This window comes from Mobiluncus mulieris ATCC 35243 (assembly GCF_000160615.1).
In the GTDB taxonomy this organism is placed as follows: domain Bacteria; phylum Actinomycetota; class Actinomycetes; order Actinomycetales; family Actinomycetaceae; genus Mobiluncus; species Mobiluncus mulieris.
Genome location: NZ_GG668519.1, coordinates 545354 through 564969, shown reverse-complemented (window position 1 = coordinate 564969; position 19616 = coordinate 545354). Strand labels below are relative to the sequence as shown.

Genomic DNA, 19616 nt, shown 5'->3' with positions numbered 1-19616 from the left:
GAGCACGGTGAAAGAAGGAAAACTACATCGAGTCTATCTGGCGCTTAATCCCCATGAACTCGAAAACCTAGAGTTTAGCGGGGCTTGTGCCACGGTGGTGGACGAGGAATTCCTTAAAGCTAATAACTTCCCTGGGCTGGGCGGCCTACACGGGGAAGACCAGGAAATCGCCGAGGACACGGCTCTATACCAGGCGGCGGCGGAAACTGCCGCCGAATTGCAAAGCCGACCCGGGGAACCCGGGGAGTACTCACTGTCTCGTCCCGTGCCACTTGCGGAAGTCGTGTCATTTCATGTCAGCGAGGCTGTTACGGAAAGTGATTCTCCGGGAGGCAACGCTAGCGAAAGTGAAGCTGATGGCCTGACCTCTGCGGGAGTGGAGCTTCCCAGCTTGCTGTGGTTCGACGTTAGTGAACTAGAGTTGGTGCGAGAATTCCTGGGAATTACTCCAAACCGATAACCTGCAAATAGGATCCTTTCTTAACGGCATCCCGGTTGCCTCCCGAGCCGCTGCGATAATTTTTCACCTCGAGCTGCAGCGGAATATCCACTTTCAACTCGTTGACATGTGAAATAATCCCCACGCTGCGCTTTGAATCCTGGTAGAGTCGCTTCAGGGTGCTGATAACAATATCACGGGTGGTGTCGTCAAGGGAACCAAAGCCTTCGTCAATAAAAATATTATCCAGTTCAACACCCCCACGTTCAGCCTGTACCACCGCAGACAGCGCCAGGGCGATGGCTAGCGAGCAATAGAATTTCTCGCCACCCGATAATGACAGCGGAGAAGTAGTGGAATCCTCGGCGGCATTATAAATATTGATTCCCAAGCCCTCCTTGCTACGTGACCGGTCATCTAGGCTGTGCGAGGTAAAAGACATCTCGAGATACCCATTAGAAATATCCTTGACCGTGTCATTAGCGATCTCGATAACTTGCTTTAACCGGGTCGACAGGTAGGCGGAACTCAGACTCGGCCCTTTAGGATTATTGCCGCTAAGAGCTGCGACCAGCTCGTTTAGAGTGGCTATCTGCTTTGAGGACTCGACCCAGGCGGCTTCCTTGGCAGCGATGCCGGCGAGGCTTTCTTCGAATTTCCGAGACACTAAGGCTAGGTCTTTTTCCAAAGACTGCAAATCGGAGAGCTTCTGTTTGGCTGCAAGTTGAGCCTGCTCTAAGACGTGCATATCCGGGATTTTTTTATTCAACAGATCACGTAACACCTCTAGCTTACTTTTAGTGCTAGTCATGTCGGTTTCCCACTGGGAAACCGTGGCACAGTCGGACTCCAAGATTTTTTCCGGTTTAAAATCGTCGCGAGCTGCTGTAACGGTGTCGTACCCGTTTTCCCTTAGAGCCTGTTGCAGTTGTTCCTGCCTGGTCAGCCAGCGTTCCCGGGCAGTAAGCCACTCTTGATAGATGGCATCTATATGCTCTAAGGTCTGGACAGATTGTTGGTTGTGGCGCAGCAGCTTTGCGGCGTAGTCCTCGACGGAGACTTCGCCAGGTTTCTCTCCCAAATCAGCTTTGATGGCAGCTTGCAGTTGACGCAGCGCGACCTCTCCGGTTTCCAGATTCGCGCGAGTGGCTGCCAAAGACTTTTCCAGCTCCAAGGTGGTAGCTAAGACATCTTGGAGCTGTTTTTCCAGGGACTGGACTTCAATCTGGGTTTTTTCCAAGTCCTGCTGTGCCTGCGTGGCTGCTTGGAGCCTAGTATTCAAATCCCGATTGGTTTTTTCCAAATCCTGGCGGCTTTGACCCGCAAGAATTTTTTCCAGATTTTGGATTTCACCGTTGAGGGTACTCAGCTGTTTTTCAGATTCTTGGAGTTTTGCCTGTAACTCTTCTAACCGGGCACTGCCGGATTCAAACTCGGCGTAGTCCGCCACTGTGCCCCGGGACGTGGCTGGGTGGGGGTGTGCGCACGAACCGCAAACCGGGCAGGGCTCACCTAGCACCAAGGTCTCGGCTAACCGGGGAGCGTCAGCGGCAATCCACGCATCCAAGGCCTGTTTGACGAGGCGGGCTTGGGATTTCACCGCTTGTTTGTTCGTGGCTACTAACTGCGAGAGCTTCTGGGTCTTCTTTTGCAACCGTTCTAAATCGCGAGCCTGTTCCAAAGCCTTATCGGATTCTTGTTTCTGTTCCGCTAAGCCGACGCGGGCAGCGGCCAGCTGCTGGGCTTGTTCCAGCTTTGCCCGCGCGGCATCCTGGGCTTTGCGCAGGTTATCTTGTTGCGACAAAAGCTTTGCTTGCTCCTGGGTCAATTCTCCTAGCTGGACAGAGTAACCTTGGTTTATCTCAGCCTGCTGGTGACATTGGGTCAGTTCTCCGGCTACTGTCTGGAGTCGATTTCCTTGGCTTTGTACCAGTTCTCGTGCCCGTTTAAACCAAGATTTCCAGGAGTCACTACGCTGGAAATCCATGGTGGAATCGGCCGATAACCAGGCTTTAGTATCTGCGACTAAAACCAGCCCTTGCGCTTGTACATTGCTTAAAACCGGGTCTTTTGACAAAATTTGTTGCACCAGTGAAGACAGTTCAGCCACTTTCTGGGAGGCTTGAAGCTGGGGGGACTGGAGGTTATCAGCGGCCGTAATCACTGTGGCTGCGCGGGCGGCCTGGGCGTTTTCCTCGCGCAGATTTGCGATTTCTTCCGTGCGAGCCTCTAAAACCTGGAGTTGGTCTTGCAGGGCGTGCGCGGCCTGAATCTTTTGGAAGGTTGCTTTAGCCCCAGAAAAATCATCGGCCGCTTTATCGGCAAGTTTTTGAGCTTCCTCCAGTTGCTGTCGTGTGTGTTGACTTTGATTCGCTATAAATTCTTTCACCTGATCTAATTGCGGTTTCACCTGGGAGTAAAGGGTGTCGAAAACCCGAGGCTGCCAGCCTTTCTTCCCATCCTGTTTCGGGTGAAGAGCTTCTTGGATGGAATCGAGGTCAATACCGCAACCTTCGAGTACCGGATTATTCACCAGCCCAGAAACCAACGTGCTTAGGCGTTCCAACTGGGCGGCGTTATACTGCTTGGACTCGTCTGCACCTTGCTTTTGCCGAGCCTTGGCGGCCTCTTCCAGATCGGAATAAATCTCTGATTTAAATAGACTTTTTAGCACCCCATAGCGTTCGGTACCGTTAGCGGTCAAAAATTCTTGGGCTTTGCCCTGTGGGAGCATCACGGTTTGCTCGAAATGCTTGGATTCTAGACCAAGAACCCGCACTACCCGGTCGGCGACCGCATTGACCCCGGAGATAGTTTCGTCGATTTCACAGAAATCCGGTTTTACGGATACCTCTAGTGTCGCCGCGTGATAGTTCGACAGTTTTTCCCCCAGCTCGTTGTAACTCCACAGGGTGCGGGTTAGCCGATAGAACTTGTTACCCACGGAAAAATCCAAAGTCAGTCGAGGTTTGGTCTTGGGCGGCAGATACCAAGACACCATGCGGCGTTCGTTGTTTTCTGAGCCCCCGGGGACACTGCCGTACAGGGCACAAAACAGGGCGTCCAAAATCGTGGATTTCCCCGCCCCGGTATCCCCGTGAATCAAGAACAGGCCTTGAGAACCCAGGGCATCAAAGTCGACGACTTCCCGGTGGGCAAAGGAACCCACTCCTTCCATGGTTAGCCGATGAAATCTCATTTGCTGCCGCCTTTCACTAATTCTTCGTAGATTGTTTCCACTAGCAAGATGGCTTCCTCGGAGCACTGGGCGTTTTTCAAAAATGTCTTGGTGAATTCCAAGGGGGAAACCGCCTCGGTTACCCATTTCGCAGTTCCTCCAGTCTTCGAGGAGGTCTGCAGGCGAGTCATACGTGGAAAGATGCTTTTAATGCGTTGCAAGGCATTTTCGGGCGTGTAGTTTTCCGTAAGGGTAATCTGACAAAACGCGTCGTGAAGCCCGGCGTATTTAGGGTTTCCTAGATTCAACAGATTCTCGAAACTATCGTTAAACTCGCATACCTGATAGGGCATGCTCAAGGGGATTTTTTCGACCGTTACCTCGTGAGCCGGGTTAATCTCGACTGCGAGCACGTACTTGTCATTCGTGTCATCCGTGGCATATGGCAGAGGAGAACCCGAATACCAGGCTTCGAAGCCCGAGCTTTTTATCACTGGGTAGCACTTGTGAATGTGTCCCAAAGCGAAGTAATCCAGCCCTTGATTACCTGATACCACCCCCCCTAAGGTAGCGAGAACCGTGTTATCCACATTCGGCAGCGACCCCACAGTGTATTTGCCCACTTCGTCCTCAGGGGGCGTGAAATTCTTGGTGAAATTGTCGTGTGCTATGCCGATTAGGGGCACGGTGCGTCCCCGTGCCAAGATGTCATTACCGATACGCCTTAAAGCTGCGGCGTTGATTATCCCGGTTTTCCCAGGCAAAAGACGTTGTTGCGGAGCCTCGGATTCACTGTGTGCAGCGTTTTGTTCCAGCCACGCATCCGGATGGGGATTACCCTCGGTATCAGTCCAGGTCGAGAGCTCCTCGCGTTCCTGGTGGGGGTAAAGGTAAGGAATCGGGTACAGCCGTCCCGCCAAGTTCCCCTCGCGATTAGGAATTTCGATTGGAATCCCCACCTGTGAGCCGCGACTCACAATGTGTACCCCCACGCGATGCAAAACATCGGAGAGGAATCCCAGACGAGATGCCCCATCGTGGTTACCTGAAATTATTACCACATGGCAGTATTCGTTCGCAGCACAGATGAATTCCGACAACATAAGCACATCCACATCCGCCGGGTTCTTTTTATCCAGCACGTCCCCGGCAATCACCAGCGCATCGGGCTGGAACTCGCGGAGTAACCCTAGCATTTGCGCCAAAAATTGTTCCTGGTACTCGCGCAGGTCATAACCGTAAAATTCGCGACCCAAGTGCCAATCAGAGGTGTGTAGAATTTTCATGCTTCCAGCATAAAGGGTGCTTCCAAAGGAAAAATATTCTTCGCTGCGCTCCGGTATTTCCTGAAGATATCAAGGGAAAAGCCGCAAAACGTGAAATGAAGTTGTGAAGCGACCCGCACCTCATGAACCCCAACCGCTAAGCTAGAGGCGTGAAAACGGATGTTGCACCAACTCCTTGGTCGGCTCCTCAAGCGAGTGGGTCGGTCTATGCCAGCGTGCATCTGCCGGGATCTAAGTCGCTTAGCGCCCGGGAACTGCTGCTTTCCGCGATAGGGGATACGAATTCGCGGGTGGAGGGTCTGCTGTATGCGCGGGACACGGATTTGATGGTGCGAGCCTTGCAAGGCTTGGGGGCGCGGATTTCCCCGTGGCCCCCCGCAGGTAACCCGGTAGAAATCCAGCCGATTCCCGGTTTGTGGGAAGAAACCAAGCAATCCGGTGTCAGCAGTAATTATGGTGCAGGGCTGGAAGCTTTGGCGTCCTCGGATTCCCTAGCGAACCATCGTAACCCCCCGGAATTGGAACAACCGGTACAAATTGAGTGTGGCTTGGCTGGTACGGTGATGCGTTTCCTACCCGCCCTGGTGGTGGCTTTGGGAGTGCCGGCGCGATTTACAGCCGATGCGGCGGCAAACAAGCGCCCGTTACGCGGGTTGCTGGAGGCTTTGGCTTCATTAGGTGCCAACTGGGAAAGTGACGACCCCTTGGATGGCATCTTCCCCTTTACCATTAATCCCCGCCGAGGTGATGTTCCCGAGGTAATCACCGTGGATACCGCTGCATCCTCGCAGTTCGTCTCGGCATTGCTGCTGAGCGCGCCACTGTGGGGGAAACCTTTGACTATACGTTGTAAAACCCCGGCAGTGCCTTCGTTGCCACACATCCAGATGACCCTGGAAGCTTTGTCTTTACGCGGAATTAATGCCACTGGATCGATACAGTCCGACGGCACCTGGCAATGGCGGGTGGAACCGGATTCGGTGTTTGGCCAAGATCTTGCCATTGAACCCGACCTGTCTAACGCCGGACCGTTCCTGGCAGCAGCCGGGATTATCGGCGGGGTGGTTTCGGTGCCCGGCTGGCCAGCACATACCAGCCAAGTGGGTGATTTATGGCGCCAGATTCTGCCCCAGTTCGGCATGCAGGTGCGTCACCGCTGCGGGGTGTTCACCGCGCGTGGTACCGGGGTTTTGCGGGCGGTTTCACTAGATTGCAGTCAATGTGGCGAACTGGTTCCTACGATTGCAGCCTTGGCCGCGCACGCCTCGGGGGTGTCCCACCTCGAAGGTCTGAGTCACCTGCGGGGACACGAAACCGACCGTTTAAATGCTTTGTACCAAGAATTACAAAAACTGGGTATCAGGTGTGCTATCACCCCGGAGGACGGGTTGGAAATTATTGGAATTCCCAGAACACAGCTTGGAGCGCGGCTACCTTCCGACCAGCCCCTCATGATGCGAGCTTACGAGGATCACCGCATGGCGACTTTTGCCGCCCTGATGGGATTGTACCGAACGATACAAATTGACGATATTGGCGCCACCACGAAAACTCTGCCAGATTTTCCGCAAATGTGGGCGCAGGTTATAGGAGCACCTCATGAATCGACGTGACATTGGCACCGACGACCCCAGAGTAAAAGTGCGCCCCGGCAAAGGCACCCGCCCGCGCACCAAGAAACGTCCCAACTTTGCTGATGCCACCCCCGGAACCGTTACCGCTGTAAACCGAGGACGATTCACCGTGGCGATTCCCGACCAGCAACGAGCGGTACAAGCCGTGAAAGCCCGCGCTTTGGGACGCAAAGGCATTGTGGTGGGCGACAAAGTCAGTCTGGAAGGCGACACTTCTGGGACGGCAGACACCTTGGCGCGAATCGTAACCCTCGAGCCACGCCACACCGCGCTGCGCCGGACATTTGACGAATCAGAGACCGGGATAAAAGAAAAACTGATTGTCGCCAATGCCACCCAGATGCTGATAGTGGTGGCGGCGGCTAACCCCGAACCGAAACCCGGCATGATAGACCGCGCTATCGTCAGTGCCCTGGATGCCGGGGTCAAGCCGCTGTTAGCGATTACGAAAACCGACTTGGATGCGGCCTCGAATTTGACCAATCGGTACAAGACTCTGCTGCCGGTATGGAAATTACGCAGGGATAACTATGACACCGGGGAATTCCAGGATTTACGTGAAAGGCTGCGGGGGGAAACTACCGTGCTGCTGGGGCACTCCGGAGTGGGGAAATCCACGCTGATTAATGCCTTGGTGCCCGCCGCCCAGCGAGCCACCGGGGAAGTGAACCAGGTCACCGGCAAAGGCCGCCATACTTCGTCTTCGGCCATCGCCCTGGCGGTTCCCGACGGTTGGGTGATTGACACGCCGGGAGTGCGTTCCTTTGGGTTGGCACACGTAGATGAAGCGGGCTTGGTGAAAGGATTTAGCGAACTGGATGCCATTGCTCAACTTTGTCCGCGGGGCTGTACCCACCGGGAAGGTTCCCCCGACTGTGAACTGGACAAGCATCCCGAACACGCCGAAAGACTGGCCTCATTGCGTCGTCTTCTGGCGGAAATTCCAAAACCCTACTAGATTTAGTATTAGCTTCTAACTACCATAACATGAAAGGGATTACAGTGGCTCAGACACAGGTGTCAGGAAACCAAGCCTCACCGGAATTTATCGCCGAGTATTACCGTCAGTACCTACAAGATTCACAAACGGTTTCACCCGAATGGCGCAGCTATTTTCAACAGATGGAATCCTTGGGATTAATGAATCCAGATGGTGTGGCTAGCCGTGATACCGAGCTAGCACCTCATGAAGCCGCCCCCAGCGGGCAAACCGCCCCCAGCCCAGCGCCCGAGAGCGAGACCAGGGTTGAAGCCTACGAAAGCACCCCCACCGCTATCCCCGCTCGCACCCTCGACGTCTCCCGTTCCGACCTGCCACCAGCGCCGCGATCGCGTGCGGCCGACCCGAGTTCACCCTACGCCGCCCGGGAAGCCGCCGAAATCGAGCATAACCGGCATCTTGCCCCCGCCGCCGAAGATCAACTGGAGCGCCTCAAAGGCATCAACGCGGCCATCGCGAAAAACATGGAAGCCTCCCTGTCGGTACCCATCGCGACCTCTTACCGGCAAATCCCCGCGAAAGTATTAATTGAAAACCGCATTCAAATCAACGACCATCTGCGCCGCACTCGAGGCGGCAAGGTATCGTTCACCCACCTGATTGGATATGCCATCGTCGAAGCCCTGTCGGAACTGCCGGAAATGAATGTTCGCTACGAGCTTAGAGATGGTAAACCCTATATTTTCCATCCCGCTCACGTGGGCTTCGGACTGGCCATAGACCTGCCCAAAGACGATGGATCACGCCTATTGGTAACCCCGGTGGTGCCAAAGGCCGACACGCTGTCCTTCCACGAATTTGTGGCCGCCTACGAAGAGCTGGTGCGTAAAGCTCGCGAAGGTAAACTGACCATGGAAGACTACAACGGTGCCACCGTGACCCTGACCAATCCAGGCACCCTGGGAACGCTGATGTCCTCGCCGCGCCTCATGGTGGGGCAAGGCTCGATTATTGGCGTGGGAGCCACGGCATACCCGGCCGAGTGGGCTGGAGCTAGCGATGAACAGCTAGCCCGGGCGGGGGTTGGCAAAATCATGCATATGTCTTCGACCTATGACCATCGCGTGATTCAAGGGGCACTGTCCGGAACCTTCCTGGGGACGGTAGAAAAGAAGCTCAAGGGCGAAGATGGATTCTATGAACGGGTTTTCAACTCTGAAAAAGTTCCCTATGACCCGTATGGGTGGGTTCGAAACGAAGCTGACAACAATTACAGCAATCAGTACAAAGCGGCCAATGTGCAACGTTTGATACATGCCTACCGTTCTAGCGGCCACCTGATTGCCGACACGGACCCCCTGGATTACCGGGTACGGCATCACCCCGATTTGTGCCTGTGTAACTATGGCCTGTCGATTTGGGATTTGGACACGGAATTCCCCATCGGAGTATACGGAGGCAAGAAAAACCAGCGCATGACCTTACGCGAGCTCCTGGGGCATTTGCGCGACACCTACACTCGCACCAGCGGCATCGAATATATGCACATCCAAGACCCCGAGCAGCGTGACTGGATACAACGAGAAATCGAGCAACCCTACGAGCCCCCCACCAAGGAGGTTCGCGCGGCGATACTGAATCGTCTCAACGCCGCCGAAGCCTTTGAAAGTTTCTTGCAAACCAAGTATGTCGGCCAGAAACGCTTCTCGTTGGAAGGCGGAGAATCCTTGATTCCATTGCTGCTTAGAGTAATGGACGACGCGGCTCATGATGGTCTGGCGGGGGTGACCATCGGGATGGCGCACCGGGGAAGGCTAAATGTGTTGGTGAATGTGGCCGGGAAATCCAATGCGCAGATATTTTCGGAGTTTGAAGGAAATCTTGACCCGGGTTCTTTGCAAGGCTCGGGGGATGTGAAATACCACCTGGGCACCGAATCGGTCTATGAGTCATATGAAGGGTGCCACACCCAGGTATACATTGCCGCGAACCCTTCACACCTGGAAGCCGTTGACCCAGTGGTGCAAGGCATTGTCCGCGCCCAGCAAGACAAGGTAGGTATTGAAGGCGACTACGGATATATGCCCGTGTTGATTCACGGGGATGCGGCTTTCGTGGGGCAAGGCGTGGTGTACGAGACCTTGAACATGAGCCAGCTAAAGGCCTATAAAACCGGCGGAACCTTGCACATCATTGTGAACAACCAGATTGGTTTCACCACTTCCCCCACCAATGCCCGCTCCACGATATACTGCACGGATTTGGCTAAGGGCTTACAGGTTCCGATTTTCCACGTCAACGCCGATGATCCCGAAATGGTTACGCGGGTGGCGGGTTTGGCCTATCGTTTTCAACAAAAATTCCATAAGGATGTCATTATCGACATGCTGTGTTACCGGCGGCGGGGACACAACGAAGGCGATGACCCTTCGATGACCCAACCGGTGATGTACGGGCTGATTGATAACTTGCCTTCCACTCGCACGGTGTATGTCAACAACTTGATTGGTCGTGGCGACATCACCGACGCGGAAGCGAAAGCCGCGATGGAGGACTTCCGTGCTAAATTGGAACGTATCTTTGAGGAAACCAAGGAACACGGCTATAAGCCGACCCGTCTTGGGGAACAGGGCGGTAACGACTGGAATTTGCCGGCCTCACAAACGAACCAAAACAAAGAAATGATTGGCTGGACTTCCGCGATTCCCCTTGACGTGTTGCAGCGCATCGGGGATTCCCAAGTGGCATATCCCGAAGATTTCGCCGTTCATCCGAAAGTCGCGAAACTGTTGCAACGTCGCCAAACCATGACCCGGGAAGGCAATATTGACTGGGGATTCGGGGAGCTGCTGGCCTTTGGGTCGATTCTGATGGAAGGCACCCCCATTCGCATGTCCGGCGAGGATGCCCGGCGCGCCACTTTCGTGCAGCGCCACGCTGTGATTCACGACCACCTTACCGGCCAAGAATGGACCCCCCTGGCCTTCCTGACCCCCGACCAAGGCGATTTCATGATTTACGATTCTTCGCTGTCTGAATTTGCGCCCCTCGGTTTTGAATACGGCTATTCCGTGGAACGTCCCGAAGCCTTAACCCTATGGGAGGCTCAGTTCGGTGATTTCACCTTTGGGGGACAGACCATCATCGACGAATTCATCTCTTCTTCAGCCCAAAAATGGCATCAGCATTCCTCGCTGGTGCTGCTGTTGCCCCACGGCTTCGAAGGCCAAGGTCCCGACCATTCTTCGGCGCGTATCGAGCGGTTCCTGGCTTTGTGCGCCGAAGACAATATGTGGGTGGTGCAGCCTTCTACCCCGGCCAATCACTTCCACATGTTGCGGGCGCAGGCCTATCGTCACCCCCGCACCCCCCTGGTGGTCTTTACCCCCAAACAGCTGCTTAGGTTGCGGGCGGCAGTTTCACAGATTTCAGATTTCACGAGTGGCGAGTTTCAACGTGCTATCGGGGATACCGCAGGACTGGATGCCGCCGGGGTTAGCCGCGTGATTATCTGTACCGGCCGGGTTTACTACGACTTGGTCGCTGAACGGGACAAACGCCAGGATCGAACGACCGCGATAGTTCGTTTGGAACAGTACTATCCACTGCACGATGACCTGCGTGAAATACTGGATTCTTATCCGAATGCGGAGCTGGTTTGGGTACAAGACGAACCGGCCAACCAGGGTGCCTGGACTTTTGTTAGCGCGCACCGCGACGTGTTTACCGGGGGACGTGACCTGCGTCTGGTGTCGCGCCCGGCTATGGCCGCGCCTTCCACCGGTAACTCTACGTTCCACAAGGAACAGGCTTTGGCCTTAATGGAAGCCGCCTTTGGCGCAACCCTGTAGAGGCGACGCTGGTGGAGGAATGAAGTTTTGCAGTAAAGCACGTTGAAGAAATATCACGCTGAAGTCGTAGATAGTACCTCATAAATTGATAGACTTGCTGGCATGCGTGTTTCCGCGAAAATCCGCTACCATCTTACTGGTTGGAAACTGGTAGTTTTAGCTACCTTGGTTTTCTCTTTGGCGCAAGATTTGTCGACAATAAACGAGAAAGCTAGTCCGTTGCGTGTTCCCGGAAACATGATTGTTGAGCTTTTGGGGATGCTGCTCTTTGCATTGAGCGCGCGTTTTCCTCGCGTGTGCGGCATGGCAGTGATTATGCTATGGTTTGTGGTTTCGTATTTGCCTGGCTACGTGGTGTTTATAGGAACCTTTACTTGCGGAACAACGATTTTTGCTTATTTCGCGTTTCATCAACTTTACGCCATGTTGGGAATTTCCCTGACACTGATAGCGGTGTCTGATTTTACTACCAATACCTTCGATGTAGTGTCCTCGGTGTTCAACATCATTGGCTGTGTAATGGTTGCAGCCATAGGCTGGACATTCGGTTATTACCAACGTGGGCTTAAACGCGCACAGCACGAAAATGAGAAAATTCGCATTCAGGCTGGTATGGCTCAGGCTCAGCTACGTAACGCGCTGGCTCAAGACTTGCATGATTCGCTGGCAGCCGATTTGACCCGGCTTACCTTGATAACCGAAAATCTTGCAAAAAATCCCGAGATGAACCGCGAAGCTCGTGACATCCTGGGAATGGTGTCCACCCAGTCGCGGGGGGCGCTGGCGGACTTGCGTACCACTATTCGTCAGTTGAAAACTTCGGTAACCGAAGAATCCGCCACCACTACTTTGACCCAAATCCTGCACGATAGCATCGAAGTGGCTCGCGTCGCCGATATCAACTTGGAACTGCAAGTTCCCGCCGATATCGAGGATCAATTCAACCGTTATGAAAAAATCACCTTGTCAATGCTGGTGACGGAAGCTACCACGAACCTGATGAAGTACGGAAAACCCGGAACCTCGGCGGAACTAACCATCGAATTCAATGCGCATCACATCGAGTTCATGTCCACTAATGAAATTGGTAAAGCCAGGAGTGATTACGCTATGACCTCTGGGCTGGGGCTGAAGCAGTTAACCGCATATCTGGTGAGGCGTGGTGGAGAACTCGAATACGTCGCTAACCAGGGAATGTGGTTGCTGCACGCGCGGATTCCCCGGAGTCTGCACCAAAAAATGTTGAATACACCGCTGAACCACACCGATACGGATTCCCCGGAATCCGGCCAAGAAAGGAGTCAAATAGATGAATGAAACTCAAGTTTTACCGTTGAAAGTCCTGATGGTTGACGATGACAAAATCGTACGCACCTATCTGGGGGCATCCTTGCAATCTGACCCTAGAATCTTTGCGTTGAAAACGGCCGAGGATGGGCTGCATGCCCTGCAGATTCTTACGGAATGGACCGCTGACGTGGTGTTAATGGATGTGGATATGCCCCGGATGGATGGAATCGAGACTACGAAGCAAATCCGCACCAAACACCCGGAGACAAAGGTGCTAATCTTTACGAATTTCGAACAGCGTCCCTCGGTGATGCGCGCCATTCAGGCCGGAGCCTCTGGTTTCATTACTAAAGATAAACCGGTAGATGAAATGGTCGATGCACTGTTGGCTACACGCGATGGCAAACGTATTATCAGTGAAGATCCTGCCGCTGCCCTGGCGGATATGATTGCTGGTCAAAGCAATGCGGAGCCCCCGGACGTCGAATTTATCGAGGCTTTGCACGCGATTCCTAATCGCCTGAAAAAGGTTGTGCCCTTGCTGGTAGAGGGGAAGTCGAACCGGATTATCGCCAAAGAGCTGCACACCTCGGAGGGCACCGTGGGGGATTATGTGTCCAAGATTTTGAAGCTGACCAACTGTGAGTCCCGTACCAGTTTCGTGGTCAAGGCCTTTAAGAGCAAAATTCGGTTCTAGGCTGCCCGAGTTCCGGTTGACCCCTAGGTACCAGCCCAAGATTCAAAATTTCAGATTTATGGTAAGAAACCCGCGCTCCGAAACAGATTCAGCACACTCTTATACCAAATACCAGTAAGTGCCTGGGTAAATCAAGGAAATGAAAATCGGAGACCCCCTCGCGGGGGTCTCCGTAAAGCCTAAGCGTTTGGACGCTTGCCGTGGTTAGCGGCACTCTTCGCCCGGGCACGACGTTTGCGGCCGCGTTTCGACATGGTAATGCTCCTTTATCTTCAAGTACTTGAACCCGTGTATTGTCGCACAAATCACGCTATCTTTGCAATTGTAGACCAGTATGGTCAGCGAGCCGGGGCAGAAATCTGGGAAAAAATCGGGGTGAGGCTCAAAATAGTGGAGGCTCCCCCCTGGAAAATCCCATATTTCTGCCTTGGATAGAGAATAAAACCGGTAAAACTAGGCAAAAACCCGGGATTGTGATGAAATGGAACTATGAAAACACTCTTGCGTCTGGTGGCACGACCCATGTTGGCATCTGTGTTCTTTTTTGACGGCCTCGATGCCTTGCGCTCACCCGATGACCACGTGGAAAGATTCAAAAAAATCGAACCTGCGTTGGAAAAACTCGGATTTCCACCCGTGCTGACTTCCGATGCGCGCCTGCTTTCCCGCCTGGCCGGTTTTATCACCGTCGCCAGCGCTTTGGGGTTGGCGACGGGCAAGTACCCCCGCACTTGCGCGGCGCTGCTTGCGGCGGTGAACTTTCCGGTAACAGCGGTGAATAATCCGATGTGGATGGCGAAAACTCCTGGACAACGCCGTAACTACACGCGGGGACTGGTGGTTGGGGCTTCGCTGGCGGGGGGACTGGGAATGGCGATTCTCGACGATGATGACCAGCCCTCCAAACGGATGCGCCGTGAAATCCTGCGTGCAGCGAAGGTGGAATTAGCAAAGTAGCGCTAAGTATTCTATGAATCCGGTTTTGATAGATTGGCTGATGGTAGCGGTTGGGGTGCTGCTCACTTTTGGCACCGCTCTGTTCGTGGCGGCGGAATTTTCTTTCGTGGCCGTGGACGAAACTAAGGTATCGATGCGCGCCGCCAACGGGGATAAACGCGCCGCCTTGGTGAAAAAAGCTATTTCTCGCCTGTCTACGCAGCTATCGGGAACCCAGGTGGGAATCACTCTTACCACCATCCTGTTGGGATACACCACTCAGGCTGCTTTGACGCGGCTGATTACCTCGGGTTTGGGATACACCGGGGTGGCGTTGGGGGTTTCTGCGGTGGCGGGGGGAATCTTGGCGCTGGTATTGACCAACGTGTTTTCTATGGTTTTCGGGGAACTAGTCCCGAAAAACTTTGCTTTAGCTGATCCTCTGGGGGCGGCTGGGAATGTGGTGCGCTTCCAAAACGTCTTTACCTGGCTGTTCACCCCCATCATTGTGGTGTTAAATGGCTCGGCTAGCTGGGTGTTGCACCGGCTGGGGGTGCATTCTGTCGAGGAACTTTCCTCGAAACGCTCTGCCCAAGAACTCGCTGCTCTGGTACGTCAAAGCGCGGAGGCTGGGAAACTTGATGTTTCCACCGCTTCCCTGTTTACCCGTTCATTGCATATTTCGAAACTGTGTGCCAAAGACGTTATGACCGACCGAGGGCGTATCCACTACCTACAACAAGATGCTACGGCGGCGGATTTGATTATCCTGGCGCGCGAAACCGGGTATTCTCGCTTCCCAGTGGTGGGGGACGGAGGACTGGATGATATTTTGGGTTTCGCCAACCTGCGCCGTGCGGTATCCGTGCCCTTCGAACGCCGCGAGGAAGTTCCAGTGGCGTCATCTTCGCTGATGTTCGAGGTTCCTCGTGTCCCCGAAACCATGGATTTGGCGGATTTGCTGCTGATATTGCGTGAAGCGGGGAGTCAAACCGCTGTGGTGATTGATGAATACGGCGGTACTTCTGGTTTGGTGACGCTTGAAGACGCTGTGGAGGAAATCGTGGGCGAGGTCAGTGACGAACACGATCAACACGCGGCGGGGGTGAATGTGGTGACCGAAACCTCGTGGATGGTTCCCGGGGTGATTCGTCCTGATGAACTGCTGTTACAAAGCGGGGTGGAGCTGCCTGACGAAGGTCCTTACGAAACTCTGGGTGGTCTGATTATGAACGAGCTGCGCCGCATTCCTGCCCAAGGGGACGAAGTTGAAGTAGGTGGGTATCGGCTGCGGGTGGAACAGCTGGAAGGCCGCCGGGTTTCCCGGGTGCGCATCACCAAAATCTTTCCCGACACAGGCTCGAATGACTCAAAGGGCTCTAAATCATCTAAAGATTCGGGAGCCGAACATGAATAGTTGGCTGGGCTTGGTGGTGATGGTGGTGCTGCTGGCGGTAAACGGGTTTTTCGTCGGTGCCGAGTTCGCTGTTACCGCTTCGCGGCGCGCTGAAATCGAGCCCTTGGTCAAAGCCGGTAAACGCGGCGCTTCGGCGGCTTTGTTTGCGGTGGAACACGTCTCGGAGATGCTGGCCACCTGCCAGTTGGGTATTACCCTGGCTTCCACGGGGCTGGGGGTGGTGGCCGAGCCGGCCTTGGCGCAACTATTGACCCCAGTAGTCGAGTTGACCGGGGCACCTGCGGTCACGGCGCATGCTGCAGCGGTGTTGATAGCGCTGCTGATAGTGCTGTATCTGCATGTGGTGGGGGGTGAGGTTATCCCTAAGAATTTGTCAATTTCCGCCCACACCACCCTGATTTTGTTTTACGGGCCTACATTGGTGGCGTTGTCTAAAAGTGTTGCCCCGATTGTTCGAGCCATGAACAAAGTGGCGAATTTTTTCGTGCGCTTGGCTGGCAAGGAGCCCCGTGACGAGGTTGTCAATACCTTCACTGTCGAGGAGATGACCTCTATTGTTAAGAAATCCCAGGCAGAAGGTACGGTGGAAGACGATTTGGGGTTGCTCTCGGGTACCCTGGAATTTTCCACCGAACAGGTTTCGGGGGTGATGGTGGGGCTGAAACACCTGGTGACGCTGCCCCGCGATGTTAGTGTTTCTGGAGTGGAAAAAGCGGTGGCTCGCACCGGGTTTTCCCGCTTTCCCGTGGTGGACAAGGCCGGGCGGATTTGCGGATACCTGCACATCAAGGACGTGATTGCAGTTGACGAGGCTCGGCGCGACGAGCCCCTGGAATCGTGGCGAATTCGGGAGCTGACCGAGGTTAGCCCCGATATGGAAGTGGAAGACGCGCTGCGGGTGATGCAAAAGCAGGGAACTCATCTGGCTGGGGTGGTACCCCGGGCGGGGATGGAGGTTAGTGGGGTTATATTTCTAGAAGATATCTTGGAAAGGCTGGTGGGCGAGGTTCATGATTCTCTCCAGCGTGATAGTGAACATGGGGCTTCATGAGGCGCTAGCACCTCATGAAGCCGAGCGAAAATCACCCCGGTCGAACGGAAGGTGACCCCGAAAATTCACGCTAAACTCCCAGTTTTTCCCCAAGAAACCCGCAAAAATCCCCAAATTTTGTGACCAATGTGAAAAGTGTGAAAAATGAGGCTTTCAAACCCTTGAAAAATGTTATCGACTTGTTATAAACTTTTAGGCAGTTTGCTAAGCATCCAGAAAGGTGACTCGTGGACAGCGAAAAACCCCGCTCCCGCAGGGAACTGCGTGAAAGAGAACGGCAGCAACGCCACTCCTGGTTTAAACTTGCTTTCGGTGGCGAGAAAAAGCTCCATCACGGTGTGCTGCGGGCAGCACTGCTTGGATTGGTGGCCTCGGTGACCGTGGTAGCGCCCCTGACTGGGCTGGTGTCCCCGGATTTGTCTACTGCTGTCCCCAGTAAGATTTTTAACACCGGCGAGACCCTGCTGTCCCTGGTGGCTGCCTCGGAAGAGGTGACACTGTATGACTCGGATTTGAATGCAGTACCGGCCTCGAGCCGAATTCGCCTCAAGGAAGCCCAGCAACTAGGTGGATGTGTCTCGAAAGAAGACTCCGCTAACGGGGATGTCAAGGCAGCTGCCACCAAAGAAACCCTGGTGTGGCCCATGTTCCAAGGTTCTTACACTTACACCTCACCTTGGGGAATGCGCATTCACCCGATTACCGGGGAACGCATGATGCATGAAGGAGCCGACTGGGCAGCGCCTAGTGGAACCAATATTTACGCCGTGGCCGACGGAGAGGTTGTGAATGCCGGGATACAGGGTTCCACGGGGATTATTACGATTAAACACCACCTGAACGGGGTAGTGTTCTATTCTCGCTATCTGCACATGTACTCCAATGGGATTTACGCTGCCAAGGGCGACATGGTTAAAGCTGGGGATTTGATTGCGGGAGTTGGATCTACCGGGAGGTCCACTGGACCGCACTTGCATTTCGAAATTCGCAACTCTAGGATGGAATCCATCGAGCCCCTGAGCTTCATGGAAAAACACGGTGCGGTGTATTTGAACCAGCGTTGTGACTAGTTTTTACAGCTTGTAGCCTCCGGGAGCCTGGGTGACAATAGAGGTATGTCGCGATTTTGCTCTTATCCTTATCCGCTACCTGCCGCTGTGTTTCCTCTCGAGCCGGGGCACCTTGGGGCGGTGGCGCGCAACCAGGAAACTGTAACAGCTAGGGAAACCGGAGAGACTGTGGAGCGCCGCAAGCCGGTTTTGTTAGCCCATCGTGGTTCCCCCCTGGCGGGAGTGCCCGAGAATTCGCGGGCAGCCTTCGATGCTTGTATCCACAGTGGAGAGGCGCGGGGTTTAGAAACTGATGTTCATGCCACTCGCGACGGCTATCCCGTAATCAGCCACGACCCGCAGTGGCACGCGGCGGATGGGGATGTAGTGATTGCCGACGTGACCTGGGCGGAGCTGTGCCGGTACCGGCTTCCTAACGGCGAGGATCCGCTGGGTTTCGAGGAATTCCTGGATCGTTATCCCGGAATTTATGTGAATATCGACTTCAAGGTTGCTGCGGTTTTACCTGAAGCCTTGCGGATTCTTGAGGGTCGCAGGGATTTAGAACGGATGGGCTTGGCTTCTTTTTCGGCCGGTCGAGTTTGGGAGATAGCGGCACGCCTTGGACACGAACCGGGGTATCTGCCGGGTAGCGCGGACGTGGCGCGTTTCTTGTTGGCTTGTGAAAGCGGTGTCTTGTTTAGTGGTTTGCGGCAGTGCCGTGGGGTGGTGCCGCGTCTGCTACGTGAGTACTCCTGTGCGTTTGCGGTGCCAGAGCGGTTGTGGGGAGTGACGGTGCTCACGAGGCGCTTTATAGCGGGAGCGCATGTCTTAGGGTGTCCGGTTTATGTGTGGACTGTGAACGAGACCTCGCAGTTTCAGCGGCTCGCGCGGCTGGGAGTAGACGGAGTTTACACTGATTTTGTCCATACATTACATCAACTTCAGACAATTTGATGTCCCGGAATCAGGGTGTAAGTCCCGCATTTTCAGGCAAAATACCCGCATACATGAATGAATCATTGTAGTGAGCTAAATAACTGCTTGGAAGACGGGGTGAATCCTGGTAGGTTACTGTGCGAGTGAGATTCCCCGGGAGGAGGCAACAATGGAACGCCCCGCGATTCGTTTGGTCGATGCCGTTGCCAGTCAGAGTCATAGTCATGAAGCTTTGAAAGGCAGTCGTGTGAATGAACGCGTCTGGAGGGATGCCACTGCGGAGAGTCGCGAACGCGCGGCCACTTTTGTTTCGTTGCGTTTGATGATGTATAACTCGGCGGCACATCGTGCCTTGGATACTGATTTCTAGTTTGGGCTAGAACTTGAGGGAATCCGGCCGGGTGCGGCCGGATTTTTGATTTGTGACTGGGTTTGGTTTCTAATTTCGTGGTTGTCCTCGGTTTTATGTGGACTTCTTTTGAGGTGTCGGTTTTTACCTGTAGCGTCTCTTCGCTAGGATGGTAGGGTGAATTGTTCGCCCCGGTAGCTCAGTGGATAGAGCGTTTGCCTCCGGAGCAAAAGGTCGTGGGTTCGAATCCCGTCCGGGGCACAACTGGAAACGTTGCTATAAAGCCAAAAGGTCATGTTCCAATAATGGGGTACACCCCTTTAGGACATACGCAGGACATAAGCGAAACGGTTTTCGTTTTGGTGTTCCTTCCCGAACAACGGGTGGAGCCGTTAAGAAACGGCACTGGTGTGCCGTTTTAGGCGGAACTCCTTGTGTGAGTTGAGCATGTTATAAAACGCGGCTTTTGCCGCGTTTTATAACTTTGAGCGGTGCCCGCGAGTGGTGGAGCTGCAGTGTTGGTGGCCGTATTTTGGACGGGTCATGGCAGACGGTAGGGT

General features: G+C 54.2%; 15 protein-coding genes and 1 tRNA gene. 13 read left to right on the top strand and 3 right to left on the bottom strand.

Features of this window, described 5'->3' with window-relative positions:
- The first annotated feature begins 7 nt into the window (after positions 1-7).
- The gene (locus HMPREF0577_RS07545; RefSeq protein WP_004013214.1) at positions 8-460 is read left to right on the top strand and encodes a hypothetical protein; all 453 of its coding nucleotides are present in this window, start codon (positions 8-10) and stop codon (positions 458-460) included.
- On the opposite strand, the gene HMPREF0577_RS07540 is transcribed toward HMPREF0577_RS07545, so the two are convergent.
- The gene (locus HMPREF0577_RS07540) at positions 444-3638 is read right to left on the bottom strand and encodes an AAA family ATPase (protein WP_004013213.1); all 3195 of its coding nucleotides are present in this window, start codon (positions 3636-3638) and stop codon (positions 444-446) included. The two genes, HMPREF0577_RS07545 and HMPREF0577_RS07540, sit on opposite strands and share 17 nt — an antisense overlap.
- A complete protein-coding gene (locus HMPREF0577_RS07535) occupies positions 3635-4903 on the bottom strand; it encodes a metallophosphoesterase family protein (RefSeq protein ID WP_004013212.1) in 1269 nt (422 codons plus the stop codon). Before HMPREF0577_RS07535 ends, HMPREF0577_RS07540 begins: the two co-directional genes overlap by 4 nt.
- A 149-nt stretch (positions 4904-5052) precedes the next feature.
- Between HMPREF0577_RS07535 and HMPREF0577_RS07530 the strand changes: the two genes are divergently transcribed.
- The 5 genes from HMPREF0577_RS07530 (at position 5053) to HMPREF0577_RS07510 (ending at position 13315) form a co-directional block, all read left to right on the top strand.
- A complete protein-coding gene (locus HMPREF0577_RS07530; protein WP_036342604.1) occupies positions 5053-6516 on the top strand; it encodes a 3-phosphoshikimate 1-carboxyvinyltransferase in 1464 nt (487 codons plus the stop codon).
- A complete protein-coding gene (gene rsgA, locus HMPREF0577_RS07525) occupies positions 6503-7495 on the top strand; it encodes a ribosome small subunit-dependent GTPase A (RefSeq protein ID WP_004013210.1) in 993 nt (330 codons plus the stop codon). Before HMPREF0577_RS07530 ends, rsgA begins: the two co-directional genes overlap by 14 nt.
- Before the next feature lie 29 nt (positions 7496-7524).
- Positions 7525-11328 (top strand): multifunctional oxoglutarate decarboxylase/oxoglutarate dehydrogenase thiamine pyrophosphate-binding subunit/dihydrolipoyllysine-residue succinyltransferase subunit, encoded by a 3804-nt coding sequence (locus HMPREF0577_RS07520; protein WP_004013209.1) that lies wholly within the window; start codon positions 7525-7527, stop codon positions 11326-11328.
- 102 nt (positions 11329-11430) lie between these two features.
- Positions 11431-12645 carry a sensor histidine kinase gene (locus tag HMPREF0577_RS07515; RefSeq protein ID WP_004013208.1) on the top strand — a complete coding sequence of 405 codons (1215 nt, stop codon included), beginning with the start codon at positions 11431-11433 and terminating at the stop codon, positions 12643-12645.
- A complete protein-coding gene (locus HMPREF0577_RS07510; RefSeq protein ID WP_004013207.1) occupies positions 12638-13315 on the top strand; it encodes a response regulator transcription factor in 678 nt (225 codons plus the stop codon). Before HMPREF0577_RS07515 ends, HMPREF0577_RS07510 begins: the two co-directional genes overlap by 8 nt.
- Positions 13316-13494: 179 nt before the next feature.
- Here the strand turns inward: HMPREF0577_RS07510 and HMPREF0577_RS12075 are convergent, their stop codons facing one another.
- Positions 13495-13569: a 50S ribosomal protein bL37 gene (locus HMPREF0577_RS12075; RefSeq protein ID WP_370444841.1), complete on the bottom strand. Its 75-nt coding sequence runs from the start codon at positions 13567-13569 to the stop codon at positions 13495-13497.
- 235 nt (positions 13570-13804) lie between these two features.
- On the opposite strand from HMPREF0577_RS12075, the gene HMPREF0577_RS07505 reads away from it, so the two are divergent.
- The 7 genes from HMPREF0577_RS07505 (at position 13805) to HMPREF0577_RS07475 (ending at position 19317) form a co-directional block, all read left to right on the top strand.
- Positions 13805-14272 (top strand): DoxX family protein, encoded by a 468-nt coding sequence (locus HMPREF0577_RS07505; RefSeq protein WP_004013205.1) that lies wholly within the window; start codon positions 13805-13807, stop codon positions 14270-14272.
- Positions 14273-14285: 13 nt separating this feature from the next.
- Positions 14286-15668 (top strand): hemolysin family protein, encoded by a 1383-nt coding sequence (locus HMPREF0577_RS07500; protein WP_004013204.1) that lies wholly within the window; start codon positions 14286-14288, stop codon positions 15666-15668.
- Positions 15661-16719, top strand: a complete 1059-nt coding sequence (locus HMPREF0577_RS07495; protein WP_004013203.1) for a hemolysin family protein — start codon at positions 15661-15663, stop codon at positions 16717-16719. Before HMPREF0577_RS07500 ends, HMPREF0577_RS07495 begins: the two co-directional genes overlap by 8 nt.
- Positions 16720-16946: 227 nt before the next feature.
- Entirely contained in the window at positions 16947-17789 is an 843-nt protein-coding gene (locus HMPREF0577_RS07490; RefSeq protein ID WP_004013202.1) for a M23 family metallopeptidase, read from the top strand.
- A 45-nt stretch (positions 17790-17834) separates the two neighbouring features.
- Positions 17835-18725: a glycerophosphodiester phosphodiesterase gene (locus tag HMPREF0577_RS07485; protein ID WP_004013201.1), complete on the top strand. Its 891-nt coding sequence runs from the start codon at positions 17835-17837 to the stop codon at positions 18723-18725.
- 229 nt (positions 18726-18954) lie between these two features.
- Entirely contained in the window at positions 18955-19077 is a 123-nt protein-coding gene (locus tag HMPREF0577_RS12000; protein WP_256585169.1) for a hypothetical protein, read from the top strand.
- 167 nt (positions 19078-19244) lie between these two features.
- Positions 19245-19317: transfer RNA gene (locus HMPREF0577_RS07475), tRNA-Arg, on the top strand.
- Positions 19318-19616 lie beyond the last annotated feature (299 nt).

Bases quoted from the DNA above. Each gene is read 5' to 3' on its own strand.
- HMPREF0577_RS07500 (WP_004013204.1), top strand. From the start codon at position 14,286: ATGAATCCGGTTTTGATAGATTGGCTGATGGTAGCGGTTGGGGTGCTG.
- HMPREF0577_RS07485 (WP_004013201.1), top strand. From the start codon at position 17,835: ATGTCGCGATTTTGCTCTTATCCTTATCCGCTACCTGCCGCTGTGTTT.
- HMPREF0577_RS07510 (WP_004013207.1), top strand. From the start codon at position 12,638: ATGAATGAAACTCAAGTTTTACCGTTGAAAGTCCTGATGGTTGACGAT.
- HMPREF0577_RS07515 (WP_004013208.1), top strand. From the start codon at position 11,431: ATGCGTGTTTCCGCGAAAATCCGCTACCATCTTACTGGTTGGAAACTG.
- HMPREF0577_RS07540 (WP_004013213.1), bottom strand. From the start codon at position 3,638: ATGAGATTTCATCGGCTAACCATGGAAGGAGTGGGTTCCTTTGCCCAC.
- rsgA (WP_004013210.1), top strand. From the start codon at position 6,503: ATGAATCGACGTGACATTGGCACCGACGACCCCAGAGTAAAAGTGCGC.
- HMPREF0577_RS07520 (WP_004013209.1), top strand. From the start codon at position 7,525: ATGAAAGGGATTACAGTGGCTCAGACACAGGTGTCAGGAAACCAAGCC.
- HMPREF0577_RS07505 (WP_004013205.1), top strand. From the start codon at position 13,805: ATGAAAACACTCTTGCGTCTGGTGGCACGACCCATGTTGGCATCTGTG.
- HMPREF0577_RS07495 (WP_004013203.1), top strand. From the start codon at position 15,661: ATGAATAGTTGGCTGGGCTTGGTGGTGATGGTGGTGCTGCTGGCGGTA.
- HMPREF0577_RS07535 (WP_004013212.1), bottom strand. From the start codon at position 4,903: ATGAAAATTCTACACACCTCTGATTGGCACTTGGGTCGCGAATTTTAC.